This is a genomic window from Clostridium sp. DFI.5.61 (assembly GCF_024462915.1).
In the GTDB taxonomy this organism is placed as follows: Bacteria; Bacillota; Clostridia; order Oscillospirales; family Oscillospiraceae; genus Lawsonibacter; species Lawsonibacter asaccharolyticus.
Map to the genome: position 1 here is coordinate 27,390 of NZ_JANGBZ010000002.1, position 14,134 is coordinate 41,523.

At 58.8% G+C, this 14,134-nt stretch carries 18 protein-coding genes; all 18 read left to right on the plus strand.

Annotation, left to right across the window (positions count from 1 at the left end):
- Positions 1-9 precede the first annotated feature (9 nt).
- The 18 genes from NE584_RS01750 to NE584_RS01835 all read left to right on the plus strand — a co-directional run bounded on the left by NE584_RS01750 (position 10) and on the right by NE584_RS01835 (position 14,133).
- Positions 10-444 (plus strand): hypothetical protein, encoded by a 435-nt coding sequence (locus NE584_RS01750; protein WP_187016076.1) that lies wholly within the window; start codon positions 10-12, stop codon positions 442-444.
- A gap of 39 nt (positions 445-483) precedes the next feature.
- On the plus strand, positions 484-840 hold the full coding sequence (locus tag NE584_RS01755) for a hypothetical protein (protein WP_005936309.1): 357 nt from the start codon (positions 484-486) through the stop codon (positions 838-840).
- Between the two features lie 32 nt (positions 841-872).
- Positions 873-1,052: a hypothetical protein gene (locus NE584_RS01760; RefSeq protein ID WP_005936312.1), complete on the plus strand. Its 180-nt coding sequence runs from the start codon at positions 873-875 to the stop codon at positions 1,050-1,052.
- A gap of 95 nt (positions 1,053-1,147) precedes the next feature.
- Positions 1,148-3,499 (plus strand): phage tail tape measure protein, encoded by a 2,352-nt coding sequence (locus tag NE584_RS01765; RefSeq protein ID WP_368670708.1) that lies wholly within the window; start codon positions 1,148-1,150, stop codon positions 3,497-3,499.
- Between the two features lie 14 nt (positions 3,500-3,513).
- Positions 3,514-4,089 (plus strand): transcriptional regulator, encoded by a 576-nt coding sequence (locus NE584_RS01770; RefSeq protein WP_256181553.1) that lies wholly within the window; start codon positions 3,514-3,516, stop codon positions 4,087-4,089.
- Between the two features lie 10 nt (positions 4,090-4,099).
- A complete protein-coding gene (locus tag NE584_RS01775) occupies positions 4,100-4,855 on the plus strand; it encodes a hypothetical protein (protein WP_055188803.1) in 756 nt (251 codons plus the stop codon).
- A 21-nt stretch (positions 4,856-4,876) separates the two neighbouring features.
- Positions 4,877-5,236, plus strand: a complete 360-nt coding sequence (locus NE584_RS01780) for a carbamoyl-phosphate synthase subunit L (RefSeq protein ID WP_227145900.1) — start codon at positions 4,877-4,879, stop codon at positions 5,234-5,236.
- On the plus strand, positions 5,233-5,643 hold the full coding sequence (locus tag NE584_RS01785) for a DUF2634 domain-containing protein (protein WP_256181555.1): 411 nt from the start codon (positions 5,233-5,235) through the stop codon (positions 5,641-5,643). Before NE584_RS01780 ends, NE584_RS01785 begins: the two co-directional genes overlap by 4 nt.
- On the plus strand, positions 5,640-6,770 hold the full coding sequence (locus NE584_RS01790) for a baseplate J/gp47 family protein (RefSeq protein WP_256181557.1): 1,131 nt from the start codon (positions 5,640-5,642) through the stop codon (positions 6,768-6,770). Before NE584_RS01785 ends, NE584_RS01790 begins: the two co-directional genes overlap by 4 nt.
- Positions 6,771-6,774: 4 nt before the next feature.
- Positions 6,775-7,632 carry a serine/arginine repetitive matrix protein 2 gene (locus tag NE584_RS01795; protein WP_256181559.1) on the plus strand — a complete coding sequence of 286 codons (858 nt, stop codon included), beginning with the start codon at positions 6,775-6,777 and terminating at the stop codon, positions 7,630-7,632.
- Entirely contained in the window at positions 7,629-7,958 is a 330-nt protein-coding gene (locus NE584_RS01800) for a hypothetical protein (protein ID WP_005936339.1), read from the plus strand. Before NE584_RS01795 ends, NE584_RS01800 begins: the two co-directional genes overlap by 4 nt.
- Positions 7,945-8,256 (plus strand): inorganic polyphosphate kinase, encoded by a 312-nt coding sequence (locus NE584_RS01805; RefSeq protein WP_256181561.1) that lies wholly within the window; start codon positions 7,945-7,947, stop codon positions 8,254-8,256. Before NE584_RS01800 ends, NE584_RS01805 begins: the two co-directional genes overlap by 14 nt.
- Entirely contained in the window at positions 8,249-8,566 is a 318-nt protein-coding gene (locus NE584_RS01810; RefSeq protein ID WP_256181563.1) for a fold protein, read from the plus strand. Before NE584_RS01805 ends, NE584_RS01810 begins: the two co-directional genes overlap by 8 nt.
- Entirely contained in the window at positions 8,532-8,891 is a 360-nt protein-coding gene (locus NE584_RS01815) for a four helix bundle protein (protein WP_005936347.1), read from the plus strand. Before NE584_RS01810 ends, NE584_RS01815 begins: the two co-directional genes overlap by 35 nt.
- A 358-nt stretch (positions 8,892-9,249) precedes the next feature.
- Positions 9,250-10,500, plus strand: coding sequence for a reverse transcriptase/maturase family protein (locus tag NE584_RS01820; RefSeq protein WP_256181566.1), 1,251 nt, complete (start codon positions 9,250-9,252; stop codon positions 10,498-10,500).
- Positions 10,415-12,274, plus strand: a complete 1,860-nt coding sequence (locus NE584_RS01825) for a hypothetical protein (protein ID WP_256181568.1) — start codon at positions 10,415-10,417, stop codon at positions 12,272-12,274. Before NE584_RS01820 ends, NE584_RS01825 begins: the two co-directional genes overlap by 86 nt.
- A complete protein-coding gene (locus NE584_RS01830) occupies positions 12,271-12,798 on the plus strand; it encodes an alpha-amylase (protein WP_243141608.1) in 528 nt (175 codons plus the stop codon). Before NE584_RS01825 ends, NE584_RS01830 begins: the two co-directional genes overlap by 4 nt.
- Before the next feature lie 150 nt (positions 12,799-12,948).
- A complete protein-coding gene (locus NE584_RS01835) occupies positions 12,949-14,133 on the plus strand; it encodes a VirD4-like conjugal transfer protein, CD1115 family (protein WP_256181572.1) in 1,185 nt (394 codons plus the stop codon).
- Position 14,134 lies beyond the last annotated feature (1 nt).

Sequence of the window (14,134 nt, forward strand, 5' to 3'; positions counted from 1 at the left end):
GGACAGGCAATGCTGAAGGTAAACGGAAAAGCCTATGATTGGGGCGACGTGGATCTGAAAATCCCCGGCCTGAACATTCAGGTGCAGGAGATCAGCTATGACGACGAGCTGGAGATGGAGGAAGTCTACGGCTCCGGCTCCAAGCCGCGCGGCTACGGCACAGGCAACTATAAGGCGTCCGGCAAGCTCTCCATGCTCCGCGACGACTACGACGATCTGCTGGCCTACTGCAAGCAGAAGGGCGTTCCCTTCTACAAGATGGAGCTGCCCTCCATCATCGTCTCCTACGCCAACGAGGGCGCACGCACGAAGATCGACGAGCTGAAGAAGGTCAAGTTCTCCAAGCGCAGCAACAAGGCAGCGCAGGGCGACAAGAGCCTCACCGTCGACGTCGACATGATGATCGTCGGCGGCGTGTATCAGGACGGCGTCGCACCCGTCTAAGGACAACATTTTTGAGAATAACAAGGAGGAAGTCACACTATGGAAAGCACCAACAACCAGACCCCCGCCCGCAGCAGCGAGGAACAGCTCAAGGCCAAGTACGGCGGCAAGCTCTACCGCGTCGGCATCACCGTCCCTGTGGATGATGAGAGCGAGAAAGAGTTCTCCTACTACTTCAAGCGCCCCACCGTCCCCAGCTATGACCGCTACATCAAGACCGCTGCGCAGGGCATCACCAAGGCAAGCAAGGCGTTCATGCTGGACGCGGTCATCGACGAGGACGCCGAGCGTCTGACGAAGGACATGGAGGAGAACCCCGGCATCGCGATCTCCATCGGCAATAAGCTGACGGAGATCCTCGGCCTGACGGGTACGGCAAATTTGAAGAAGCTCTAAGAGAACGGGTCGCGGAGGTACGGGAGAGCTTCGTGGAGCGCGGGCTCCTTGAGATCTATCGTTTTGTGCCTCCGCCTCTCTTAGAGACCTTTGACCCCGAAACGATTGACGACGTCGACGAGTTCCTCGGATGGGTCGCAAAGGCCCGCTTCATGCAGGAGCTTGAGGAGGGCATCGTCACCCGGGCGATCGTGCGAGCGTTCCCCGAGTGACGGCCTCCCGTCGCCGATCGTTTTCCGCCTCTATCTCAAACTGGAGGTGAAAGCAGAAAATGAGTTTAGAGTCCGTATTTAAGCTGTCGCTCATTATGAACATGATCGACAACCTCTCCGGGCCGATGGCGGGCGTGGCGTCCAAGGTCGGCGCAAACGTCTCCAAGCTGGACGCCGCAAGCCAGACCTTCGGCAGCATGGCAAAGGCGGGTGCGGCGATGCAGGAGACGGGCTCACAGATCGTAAACGCTGTGCTCGCCCCGGTAGAGGCGACCTTTGAAACGCGGCGTGCGCTGGGTGAGCTGGCCTCGCTGGGCGTGCAAGACCTTGAAGCGGTCGAAAACGCCGCACGCAGCTTCTCCGATCAGTGGGCGGGCACGTCGAAGGCGGACTTCATCAGCGCGGCCTACGACATCAAGAGCGGCATCGCCTCCCTCTCTGATGAGGGCGTCGCAGAGTTCACAAGCCTCGCGGCCCTGACCGCAAAGGCGACGAAGTCCACGGCGGGCGAGATGACCTCGCTGTTTGCCACAGGCTACGGCATTTATAAAGACTACTACAGCGACCTGAGCGACATGGAGTTCGGCGAGATGTTCTCGGCTGGCATCTCCGACGCCGTCCGAGCGTTCAAGACCTCCGGCTCCGGCATGGCACAGGCAATCCAGAACCTCGGCGCATCGGCGACCACGGCGCAGGTGCCGCTGGAAGAGCAGCTCTCCGTCTTGGGTATGCTGCAAGCAACGATGGGCGGCGCGGAAGCGGGCACGAAATACAAAGCCTTCCTCCGCAGCGCCACCAAGGGCGGCGAGGCGCTGGGGCTCAAGTTCACAGACGCCAACAACCAGCTCCTGAGTATGCCAGAGATCCTCGACATCCTGCGGGGCAAGTTCGGCGAGACAATGGACGCCGCCGAAAAGATGGAGCTGCAGAAAGCCTTCGGCGACACCGAGGCCGTAGCGCTCATCGACCTGATGTATAACAAGGTCGGCGACCTGCAGGACAACATCGTCAATATGTACGGCTCGCTCGGAAAGGGCGTGTCGGTCACGGAGCAGATGGCCTCCGCCATTCAGGAGACGGAGCCGGAACGCTTCGAGCGACTCAAGCAGCGCATCCACAACGTCACTGAGAGCATCGGAAACTCCCTGCTCCCCACGGTCAACGACCTGATGAGCAAGGGCGAGGGCGTGCTGACGAAGGTCGGCTCGTGGATCGAGAAGAACCAGGAGCTCGTCAAGGTCATCATGCTCATCGTTCTTGCGGTGGGCGGTTTCCTCGCTGTAGGCGGCACGCTGATCGCCCTGATCTCCGGCGTCGGCCTCGTCGTGACAAAAACGGTCAGCGCGTTCAAGATACTCAAGGGCGGCTTCGCACTGGCGCGAGGGGCGCTCACACCACTCATATCCTCGGTGTGGAGCTTCACGGCGGCGCTGCTGGCCAACCCCGTCACATGGGTCGTCATTGGCATTGTGGCCCTCATTGCGGCGCTGGTGCTACTCTACAACAAGTGTGAGTGGTTCCGCAATGCGGTCAACTCCGTCATCAACTTCTTCAAGGAAACGCTGACGGCGGTGGGCTCGGTCGCGAAGTCGGTGTTTGAGGGCATCGGGAACGTGATCGGCTCCGTCATGGACGCGGCAAAGGCGACCGTGTCCGAGAAGCTGTCCAACATCAAGACGGCCTACGAGGAACACGGCGGCGGCATTTCCGGCGTCGCAGCGGCGGCGATGGAGGCGGTCAAGGGCTGGTACACAGCGGGCTACACCTTCATCGACAACCTCACAGGCGGCAAGCTCTCGGAGATCCGTGGGAAGTTCTCGACGGCCATGAGCAACATCGTCCAAGGCATCTCACAGAAGTTCACCGACGCACGCACCGCCTTCTCCAACGGCCTGAACAACATCAAGAACGCCGTCTCCGGCGCGGTCACGTGGTTCTTCGAGTCCGGCAAACGGATCGTGTCCACCTTTGCAAACGGCATCAAGTCCGCCTTCAGCAGCGCGGTCGAGGCCGTAAAGGGCGGCTTGCAGAAGATCCGCAACCTCCTCCCGTTCTCTGACGCGAAGGAGGGGCCGCTGTCCACGCTGACCCTGTCCGGCCAACGCACCATGACTACCTACGCTCGCGGCCTGACGCTTGCGGGCGACGCCCCGGCAGAGGCGATGAACAAGAGCCTCCAGCAGGTGCAGGGCGCTCTTGACCGCAAGCCGGAGAAGAAGGTCGACCTCGGCGGCGGGAAGAAGGACAAGGACGAGAGCAGCGATGAGGGCAGCTCCGGTAAGGGCAAGCGGGTCATCATCCACAAGCTGCTCGTCCCGGTCGACCTCAAGAAGATCAAAGACCTGCAGCAGCTCCTCGCTCTTTTGCAGGAGGTCGAGGACTACGCAGCGGCCAACGAGGACGGCGAACCCGGCGACGACGAGGACGCCGCTCCGGCCCCGGCATAAGGAAGGAGGACGCTATGATCTATGTAGAAGACGAGCTGATCAAGCTCAACGGCGTCGTCCTCCCCGGTCTCGTCAAAAGCATCGAGGTCATTGAGACCGCGAAGGTGGACGAGCAGGAGGTCGAGGGCAGCGCCACCAAGCCGAAACAGGCAACGGGCTACGAGGACGCCAAGGTCAACATCGAGCTGATCATCGACGACACGCCCTCGCAGACCAAGTACCAGCGATACGCAACGCTCCGGGCGATCTTCCGATCGCCCGGGCAGAGCGTGCCGCAGCCCATCCCCATCATCAGCGAGGACACCGCCGCCCACGGCGTGGAGAAGGTCATCTTCAAAAAGCTGTCCCACAAGGGCGAAAACAAGCGCGGGCAGCTTACGGCTACGCTGGAGCTGTGGGAGTACATCCCACAGACCATCACGGCAAAGTCCGGCTCCAGTTCAGGCTCCGGCAAGTCCGGCGGCGGCGCGGCGAGCAATCTGAAGGCAGACTACAAGAGCTACCTGAGCAACGAACGGGGCAAATCCCCCGCACGGGATGACGCAGACGCCACGGCGGCGATGAACAAAGTGACCGCCATGCCGTACTAAGGAGGCCACAGTGGAAACGAAAGAACTGTACTACCCGCAGATCTCGGCACAGGCCGGTTCCTACACCTTCGAGGAAGGCGTGGAGCTTGAGATCTATTCCTCGAAGTCCTCGTATTATGATTGGGCGAAGATCCGCTTCACGAGCCAGTTCCGCCCGAAGCTCTCGCTCAAGAAGAAAGACCCCGCCACCATCCAGCTCGGCTATGACGGCACGCTGGAGGACGTGTTCACGGGCTTCGTCTCCGGCAACTACGATGGCGGGACGTATGCCAACGAGGTCGCGCTGAAGGATGAGATGCTGCTCATGGAGGAGACGATCATCAACGACACCTTCCTCGACACCACGCCGCAGGAGCTGATCTCGTACTTCCTTGCACAGGCGGGCCTGTCCAAGATGAAGCTCTCCAGCAAGACCTACCCGACGCGCAAAATGCTCCCCATTCGGAGGCAGACCGCCGTCCAAGCGATCAACGCCGTCAATGCGGCGTGGGGGCTTCGTGTTCCGTTCTTCTTCTCGGGCGGCGTCTTCTATTGGGACGAGAAGCCGGAACAGAAGAAGGTCTACACCTTCGAGCGCGGCGTGAACATCCTAAACCTGCGCCGCGCGGGCGGCGTATGGGAGCTGGAGACGGTCTCCGCGCCATTCATCAAGCACTCCCACAAAATAAACCTCATCCATCCGCAGGTGAGCGGTGAGGTCGAGGTCTCCAAGGTGGTCAGCAAGACCAACGACTCCGGCTTCATCCGCACCTACATCTATTTCTGACCCCGAAAGGAGGAAACCGACGTGCTCGAAGAAATGGTCGCGTCCGTTATGAAGAAGACGCTGGCGCAGGACTTCCCGCATTTGAAGCTCCCCGCCGCCGTATTCGCCACCATCGACTCGGCGGCAAAGAGCGACGCCTTTGACATTGAGGAACTGATCGTCCACAACGAAGTGACGGGCGAGGTGTTCAAGGCGCACATCACCTCCTACTGGTACGAGTACAAACTCACCGTCATCGACCGCTTCGGCAACCCCGACGCCAACTATCCCGCGCTTCCGGGAATTAAGTCTAAGAAACAGTTCAAGGCCGGGGCGGTCGTGGCCGTCGCGCTTCCCTACGGCGACCTCACCCCGGCGATCATCGGGGAGGTGGAGCTATGACGGGCCTGAACGATACGGACATCCGGCTCAACAGCGAGTGGCAGCTCACACAGGCCACAGACGGCGACGCGCCGCTCTGCTCGGGGCTGGAGTGTCTGTATCAGAACATCGTCCTTGAGGCGCTCACGCAGCCGGGAGATGTCTTCTATGACGCCGAGTTCGGCTGGGGCCTGTATGACTTCATCCAGTCCGAGGACACGGAGCTGACCCGTCTGGAGATCACCCAGCGGGTGCGGCTCAAGCTGCAGAAGCGGGAGGTCATCCTCCCGGAAAGCATTGAGATCAGTATTGCGTTCGAGGATGACACGGTCGTGCTGCACTGCTCCTTCCGCTTCGCGGAGGAGGACGAGCGGCGCGAGCTGGACGTCATCATCGGCGCGGTGAGCGTGGAGGTGGTATCAGAATGATCGACAAGGAAATACTGGACGCCGTGCTCCCTCTGCCTACGCTGGACGAGCTGAAGGAGCAGAAGGTCGAGGAACTGAAAGACGAGGGCTTCGTCATCAGCAACTTCCATTCGGGCGGTGTGTTCTACACGATGCTCATGATCGTGCTGCGCATCAAGGTCGAGGTCATTGAATTGCTCCGCGTCGTGCTGAACAATATGTTCGTCTCCCACGCGGGCGGCGCGTGGCTCGACCTGAAGATGGCGGACTACTCCAAAAAGCGCAAGAAGGCGCAGAAGACGCAGGGCTTCATCACCGTCAGACGCACCGACATGACGGGCGAGGCGGTCAAAATCCCCAAGGGCCACGTCTTCAAGAGCATCCTCGACATCAACGGCGAGGAGCTGCGCTTCTTTGTACTGGAGGCGGCGACGCTGCAAAAGGGCGCGTCCTCCGTGGACGTGCTGGTGGAGGCCGAGACAGAGGGCAGCCGCTACAACGTCCCCGCAGGGCAGATCGTGCGCACGCTGACCTACCTCGGCGACGTCACATTCAGCAACGCCGAGGACTGGATCGTGCGGGAAGGCAGCGACACCGAGGACGACGAGAGCGCGAGGGCGCGGACACTCCGCTCGTGGTCGGAGCTGGCGCAGCGGGCGACGGAGGACACCTTCATTGACGCGGCGGAGTCCGTCCCCGGCGTACTGTTCGCACAGGCCGACTGCAACCACCCGCGCGGGCAGGGCACGGTGGACGTCATCGTGACAGGCACGGCGGGCGAGGCAACGGAGGGACTGCTTGCGGCAGTAAGAGAAGCCGTTGACAAGATCGCTGGCCCGTATGATAATATTCTCGTGAAGTCCTCTGTGACCGTATCGCAGAATATCTCCGTCACGGTCACGACCGACACGGCGGACACGGACGAGGCTGTGGAGAACCGGGTCAAGGCGATCCTCACCGAACTGCTGGCCGTGCGCCGCAGCCGCAAGCTCAACGAGCTGACCCTGTCCGACATCAACCACGCGATCCGCAGCGGCTACAGTGGGGCCACCAACGCGGCGGTCTCCGAGCCGGAGGCGGATGTGAAGCTGGGTAAGGACAAGGTCATCACCCTCGGCGACGTCTCCGTGACGGTCGAAAGGGAGTGAGCGGATGAAGCAGTTTGAAACCTTCGGGGAATATATGTTTGATCTGCTCTTCGCTCCCTTGAAGAAGGGCCGGAAGACGGTCAACCAGCTCTGCATCTTCTTCAAGGTCATGGGGCGCGAGTTCGACGACCTGAAGGCGGCGATCTTCCGCGTGCGCAGCGAGGCGAACGTAGCAAGCTGCTCAGAGGTCATGCTCCCCGTGCATGGGCAAGACCGGGATATGCCGCGACTGGAGGGCGAGGACGCCGAAGCCTATCGGACGCGCCTGTCCATGAAGGGGATCATCTCACAGTGGAGCGGCACGCGGCGCGGCGTTCTCTACGCGCTGACCGCGCTCGGCTACGACCGCAGCCGGATTGAACTGTTCGCCGATCAGGATGCGGAGCGCTGGGCTGAGTTCATCATCTTCCTGAACAGTTCCAAGCCCAGCGGCGTCACAAATCTCTCGGTCATCGACGGGCAAGTCCGCAAGGTCAAGGAGGGCAGCAGTAAGCCTGCCTACGGTATGGAGACCATCGGCGGGCTCATTATTCAATCCCGGCTTCAGACAGGCTTCTCACGCTATCCAAGGTGCGGAGAGATCGTGTGCGGCGTGTGGCCGCATATCGTCAGTGAAGGACATCTCGTGGCCTCGACGGTCATGGCGCAAGGCGGCGCATCGGGCGGCGGCAATCCCTTCCCGAGAGCCGGCACATTTGCAGCCTCCGAGGAGTTCTATCACTTCGGCGCGTACACCATTTATCAGGGCTTCGCCTCGGACATTGAGGCGGGCTCGAAGGCGGCGCAGGGTGCAAAGGTCTACCTGAGATGCTCCACCTCTACGCGCTGCTCTACCAACGCGAAAGGAGGCGCAGCAGAATGAAAACATTGACTTCTATCGGTATCCAGAAGATCGGGCAGCGGTTCGTTGACTCGGTCGATCATGCGGACTACACGCTCAACGGCGTGCCACAGACAGCGGAGCCCTTCCGCCGCTTCGTGCAGGGCGCAAGCGCAAGGGTCTACATTTACTTCGACGATACCGTGATCGGTGACGTCGCCGAGGTGCAGCTCGTGGACAAAGACGGCGACATCATCGCGTCAGCGGGCGAACGGGTCTTCACAAAAACACCGGGCAAGGGGCTTTATATAGCCTTCAAATATAATATCTTAGAAGTGGAGGTCGAAAGCAGCAATGAAAGCCTATGAAAAAATCGGGTGGCTCGATCACGTCCAAGACATTGAGACGGGAGAGGTCATTCAGGAAGGAACGCCTATGAGTCAGGTGAATATGAACCACATGGACGAAGGCATTTTCACAAACCGTGAAGCGGTCATTCTCCATGAGGCTCAGATTGCCGACGCGCAGAAAGAGATTAAGGTGTTGAAGGATGCGACGCTGAACAACATGGTCAACAATGTCTTTCTCATCAACTTCAACACCGTGACCTCGGTCGCGATCACGTCAGGGATTTACGACTCTGTGGCGCGAAAAATCTATGTATAAGGTCGCTTGCAGCCGCAAGGAAGCAAGCTGCATCATCGGGAGCTTGCTCGTGGAGCTGGCCCCGGTATGCGAGAAGTGCGGCGGGGTGCCGGATGGCGTGCTGAACCTGCAGACGGAGGCGGGGCTGTCCCTCACAGGGGACGCCGACGTCCTCATCACAGGGCACAGCATCATCAGCGGCAAGCCTGTCAGGATCAAACTCACGGACTACGGCTTCGAATATTATGGTGATCACGCCGAGCTTGCCCGCGTTCGGGAAAAGAGGTGTGTGTATCATGGCAGAGCCGTCAGTCCTACAAAAGAAAACTGAGATATTTCTCGAAAGGGATATATACCCCTTGCTGAAAAACTTCCCCGCCTCCGAGAAGTTCTCCTTGTGCCAAGAGATCAAGCAATCCTGCTACAAGCTCATCCGAGCGGCTGTTATGGCCAACAACCTCACGAACGTCAACAGACGGCTCATGTGGCTGGATGAGGCGGACGCAGAGAAGACACTGCTGCTCGTGCTTTTAGGTGTCGCCAAGAACCAGAAGTACATCACGCAGAAGAAACTCTTGGAACTGCAAGGAAAGCTCGAGGAGATCGGGCGCATCATTGGAGGACTGCAAAAGTTCTTCATCAACAACCGAAAATAGACCATCAGAAAAAGTACAGCACCTACTCAGGGTTATCTCTGTCTGGCGTCGAACCGTGCGGTTCGCGGGTACAATTCGGCCCGCAACTGGAACAACAACAATGCTACGAACTCCAACCCGAACCTCGGTTTCCGCCCCGCCTTGTAGGTTATTACGTCATCTGCGGCCACGGCTTCAGGTGCGTGTCCTTGTTATACTTCAAGGGAGAGGTAATCCTTCGCCATGTTGAGAAACGGCGTAAAAACAGTGACTGAGCTTCGCCCGCCCTCTCGTATTGGGAGGCGGAGGGAGGTCTACAATGTGGGTAGCAACCCGCGTCATGGGTGCCAAGCCGTTCTAAAAGGAAAGGATGCCACGAATGACGAAATTCCCCATTATGCTCTACAACACAAAGAACACCAAGAAGGCCCTCGTGCCGCCGATCCCTCCACCCTCCAGCTATGAGGACGCCGTGGGCTGGTCAGCGATCGAGGCGGGCTACAAGACCGCCTTGCGAGGCAGCCGCAAGTTCACGCGGGAGGCCGTGCTCTACGACCTCTATTCCGAGGTGAACAACGTGCGCCTGTGGCGCGATCTCAAGAAAATTGAGAAAACGAGACAGGCGGGCGTTAGTGAGTACACGCCGGGAAAGTATCGGCACAGGATCATCATGGAGCCGAAGGAGCGCAGTCTCCACATCCCGCCGCTGCGGGACAAGATCGTGCAGCTCGTCATCCATCAGGAGCTGCAGACGCTCTTCCGCCCGGTATTCGTCAACCGTTCATTTGCGTGTATGTACGGAAAAGGCCCCATCCGAGCTGCCTTCAACGTACAGCATGACATGAGGGTCGCCCGCATGAAGTGGGGCGACGAGGCGACGGTCATCAAGATCGACGTCCGCAAGTTTTTCTACAGCATCGACCGCAGCGTGCTCAAGCAGATCATCGCGAAGCGGTTCAAGAAGCTCAAGAAGAAGTACCCCGAGAAATACGAGGACTTCCTCCGTTTTTACAGGCTTCTTTGCAAAGTGATCGACAGCTCGCCGGAGGGCGAGAGAGGGATTCCGCTGGGAAATGTGAGTTCTCAGGACTTTGCCAACATCTACCTCAACGAGCTCGATCAATTCTGCATCCGCTTCCTCGGTGCGACGCTCTACACGCGCTACATGGACGATGTCGTCGTCATAGCGCCAAACAAGGAAATCGCCCGGGAGTGGTTAGCAAAGATCAAGGTGTTCCTCCAAGAGAGACTGCACCTTGAGACCAACCAGAAGACCAAGATTTTCTATGTGCGGCAGGGCGTGAACGCCTACGGCTTCAAAATCAAAGCGACGCATCTGCTTCTCCGTACCGAGTCGAAACGGCGGGAGAAGCGGCGCATCAAGCGGATGATGGAGAAGCTGCAGGAGGGTACGATCACGAAGGCGGCGATCGTCCAATCGGTCAATTCGTGGCTCGGCTTCGCCCGATGGGCTTGCGCCTACAATCTGGCGAAGAAGATATTCGCTCCCTACCGCTTCATCAAAACGGAAGGAGAGCTACCTTATGGCGCAATATCTCGGAACCGTCAAGCTCGGCGGATTTTACAACAACGGCGCGGCACTGGCAAGACCCACAAAGCCGTGGCGTAACGACACTGAACCATATTCGGGCGCGGGTAGGGGCAATATCCCCTCAATGTCCGGAGACATTTCAAACTACAGCTTCGGCAATACGCCCTCAGACGACGCAAAGAAGCTCCAGTGGGTAAAGATCAAGGACGGCGACAAGACGCTGCTCATCTGCGACCGCGTCATCCTTGTCAATGTCACTTGGAACGACCTTAACAGCGCGGGCTGGATCTTCGGCAAGGAAGTCAACATTGACAGCGCGAAGTACAAGCTCCGCTCCCTGACGGGTGGCACAGGCCCCAGATCGACAAATGACTGGTACTCCGGCGGCACGCCCGCCAACAATGAGTGGGACAGGTTCGTCACTCGCGAGGAGGTCATCACGGGTCTTCCGGCTCCTGTGTCCTCCGACCTCGACAGCAGCCTCAATTCAACCGATCTCAGCAGTGCACATAATCAGCTTTGGAACTGGATGGGCGTCTATACTTGGTGCCAAGAGACGTATTCCTCGAATACGTCGCACCGTGCGGTTCGCGGGTACAATTCGGCCCGCGGCTGGAACCACTACTATGCTTCGGGCTCCTACTCGACTCTCGGTTTCCGCCCCGTCCTTGAAATCCTGAACACTGACCCTCTGATCTCTGACAGTGACAGAGACCTCGGAGATAAGAACAGCAATTTCACGATCACCTACACGGTCGATGACGCCGACTCCGGCGACGTCTTGACGGCGACGGAGTCGCTCGATGGGCAAACGACGAAGTCGTTTGCCCCGACGCGAAATTTGGTAAACACCATCTCTGTCGATGTCGACTCCCTGAGTCTCGGTAAACACACCGTCAAGGTCGTCGTCAGCGATGGACAGGGCGGCACAGCGACCCGGACGTGGACGTTCACCCGCACAAACTCCGCACCGACCATTTCCGGCAGCGACGGCAATCTCGGAGATAAGAACCTCGGCTTCACCTATGCCTACACCATTGACGATGCGGACGGCGACACACTGACCGTCGTGGAGGAACTCAACGACGAGACGATTCGCACGATCAACAATGCGCCCAAGGGCGAGGAGCTGACCGTGACGATCACCTCCGAGAAGCTCTATGCGCTGGGGCTTAATTCGGTCAACACCCTCAAGATCACCGTCACGGACGGCAAGGGCGGTACGGCCTACCGTCGCGTCACCTTCAAACGCACAAACTCCGCACCGACGATCTCCGGGCAGGACAAGGCCCTCGGTCTGAAGAACGGGAGTTTCGCAGAGAATTACACCGTGAGCGACGTTGAGGGCGACAATGTGGTCGTCACCGAGTTCGTGGATGACGTGCAGATCCGCAGCTATCAAGCAACGCTGGGACAGCAGGAAACGATCGAGCTGACCCGAGAGAAGTGGCTCTCGCTTACCAATGGACAACACCAGCTCCGCATCGAGGCGGTCGACGGCAACTTCGCGACGAGTGTGAGAGTCTGGAATTTCTCCAAGAAGGAGACGGTCATCAAGTTCCAATTCGCAAAGCCCGAGGAGACGGACGCCCGGGCGACGAAGATCCTCATCACCCCCACATGGAAGATTGAGGGCTCGGTCGCAAAGGTCGAAGCGTGTAACAATGCGTTTGACGCGGCCCCGACCTGGGAGGACATCACGGCGCAGGTCGCGATCAACCGGGTTTTCAACTTCACGAACGAGACCAAGACCGCCGAGAAGTGGGGCGTCGATGTTCGTTTCACCATCACGAAGAATGAGGGGTATGAGGGAGAGGTTTCGATCTCCGGGTTTGGAGGTGCATACGAATGATGCAGTATTTAACACCGAAGAAGTCCATCAAGGCAATCTCGGACGCTCAAAAGCGGAGTGAGTCCGCCCAGGCCGTTGCCGAGCTCATGTTTGTCAAAGCGGCCCAGGCCCAGCAGCTCGACGACGCCTCCATCGCAAAATATCCCGAGTTCTTTGTCACCTGGGATGAGAATTGGAGGGGCAAGGCGGGCGACATCGTCCAGGACGAGGGGAAGCTCTACCGCTCCATCCATGACGTCACCGACGCCGGGCAGAACCGAAAGCCCTCGGAGACGCCCTCCATGTGGACGCAGATCGGCAACCCTCTCGAGGAGTTCCCCGACTGGGTGCAGCCCCTCGGAGCGCATGACGCATACAGCAAAGGCGCGAAGGTTTCCCACAACGGCGAGAAGTGGACGTCCGACGTCGACGGGAACGTATGGGAGCCCGGCGTCTATGGCTGGACAAAGTACACCGAGCCCGTGAAGGCCCAGGAAGGGCCCCAGGAGCCCGCAGAAGGCCCGGACGAGGAGCCGGAAGGGTAAACCCCCACAAGAGGGCAAAAGGCAAAGGGAGGGGCGGCAAAAGCCGCTCCTCCCGGAACCTAAAAAAGCCCGCCCTCTTGCGTGGGCCGCTCCCCTTGTTGGGGGGGGGCGGTTGACGCAAGTGAGCGAGCCTCGGAAATGCTTCTAAGAATGGGCGAATTTTTCTCAACTATCCTGTCTCTATTTCTCAAAAATCTTGTCGCGCTACACCTGCCGGCCGTCTATCAAATGATCACCCAGAACACAGAAAAAGAACTGACTATGATTTTTGATCGGCTGCCGCTGGACCATCCGGCTAAGGCTCCATACAGCCTGTTCAGTCAAGGCAGTGATGCAGTACGGGCTGGCATTGTGCTTGGCCTTGGAACCAGGCTTCAGGTGTTGCAAAGCGAAGCCGTGCGTCAGATTACCCGTCGCTCGGATATTGATTTGTCACTGCCGGGCAAACAAAAATGCGCATACTTTATCATCTTGGACGACCAAAACTCATCTCTTGAGTTTTTGTCGTCTCTTTTCTTTGTATTTTTGTTCATTAAGTTGGTGCGCTATGCGGACAGTATGCCGGAGCAGCGATGCAAGGTGCCGGTCAATATCATATTGGATGAGATGAACAACATTGGCGTGATCCCTGACTTTGGCCGGCGACTCAGCACAGTACGCTCAAGGGCCCTGCAGATTTTGATGGTCTGCCAGAGCCTGCCTCAGCTTCAGAACCGGTATCCCGATAATCTGTGGGCGGAACTATTAGGCAACGCGGATACGCAGGTTATGTTGGGAGCCACTGATGATGTGTCGGCGCAATACTTCAGTGCCCGCAGCGGAGACATGACAGTGGAAGTCAACTCCACTATGACCACACGACAAAGTATCGCCCTTGCGCAGGTTATTCCTCAATACCGCTACACAGAGGGAATCGGCCGCCGCCGCGTACTGACTCCAGATGAGGTGCTGCGCCTGCCCAACGATGAACTGCTCATCATCATCCGCGGACAGAAGGTTCTGCGGGCCAAGAAGTTTGACTTTACGGAACACCCGTATGCCAAAGAATGCGTGAAGGCCCATATCCGGGACTACAAGCCTGCACATCCTGAGGAGAAGCCCGCTCCGGTGATGGTCCACCCACAAGCGGAGGAAACTCCACCACCGGAAAAAAAGAAGACGGCAAAAGAGAAAACAGCAGGTCGCGGAGCGTCTGCAGCAAAACAGGGCGAGAAGCCTGCTGCTCCAGCTCAAACTAGCGCGCCCCCGGCTGCTGCGCCGCCAGAACAACCGTCAAAACCCGCCAAACGGCCCAAGACCCTCTATGAGAGCGCTAGGCCGCCGACGGATTTTTGAG

Excerpts from the sequence above, each read along its gene's own strand:
- NE584_RS01750 (WP_187016076.1), top strand. The coding sequence starts at position 10 with ATGCTGAAGGTAAACGGAAAAGCCTATGATTGGGGCGACGTGGATCTG.
- NE584_RS01755 (WP_005936309.1), top strand. The coding sequence starts at position 484 with ATGGAAAGCACCAACAACCAGACCCCCGCCCGCAGCAGCGAGGAACAG.
- NE584_RS01765 (WP_368670708.1), top strand. The coding sequence starts at position 1,148 with ATGAACATGATCGACAACCTCTCCGGGCCGATGGCGGGCGTGGCGTCC.
- NE584_RS01770 (WP_256181553.1), top strand. The coding sequence starts at position 3,514 with ATGATCTATGTAGAAGACGAGCTGATCAAGCTCAACGGCGTCGTCCTC.
- NE584_RS01785 (WP_256181555.1), top strand. The coding sequence starts at position 5,233 with ATGACGGGCCTGAACGATACGGACATCCGGCTCAACAGCGAGTGGCAG.
- NE584_RS01790 (WP_256181557.1), top strand. The coding sequence starts at position 5,640 with ATGATCGACAAGGAAATACTGGACGCCGTGCTCCCTCTGCCTACGCTG.
- NE584_RS01795 (WP_256181559.1), top strand. The coding sequence starts at position 6,775 with ATGAAGCAGTTTGAAACCTTCGGGGAATATATGTTTGATCTGCTCTTC.
- NE584_RS01800 (WP_005936339.1), top strand. The coding sequence starts at position 7,629 with ATGAAAACATTGACTTCTATCGGTATCCAGAAGATCGGGCAGCGGTTC.
- NE584_RS01805 (WP_256181561.1), top strand. The coding sequence starts at position 7,945 with ATGAAAGCCTATGAAAAAATCGGGTGGCTCGATCACGTCCAAGACATT.
- NE584_RS01810 (WP_256181563.1), top strand. The coding sequence starts at position 8,249 with ATGTATAAGGTCGCTTGCAGCCGCAAGGAAGCAAGCTGCATCATCGGG.
- NE584_RS01815 (WP_005936347.1), top strand. The coding sequence starts at position 8,532 with ATGGCAGAGCCGTCAGTCCTACAAAAGAAAACTGAGATATTTCTCGAA.
- NE584_RS01820 (WP_256181566.1), top strand. The coding sequence starts at position 9,250 with ATGACGAAATTCCCCATTATGCTCTACAACACAAAGAACACCAAGAAG.
- NE584_RS01825 (WP_256181568.1), top strand. The coding sequence starts at position 10,415 with ATGGCGCAATATCTCGGAACCGTCAAGCTCGGCGGATTTTACAACAAC.
- NE584_RS01830 (WP_243141608.1), top strand. The coding sequence starts at position 12,271 with ATGATGCAGTATTTAACACCGAAGAAGTCCATCAAGGCAATCTCGGAC.
- NE584_RS01835 (WP_256181572.1), top strand. The coding sequence starts at position 12,949 with ATGGGCGAATTTTTCTCAACTATCCTGTCTCTATTTCTCAAAAATCTT.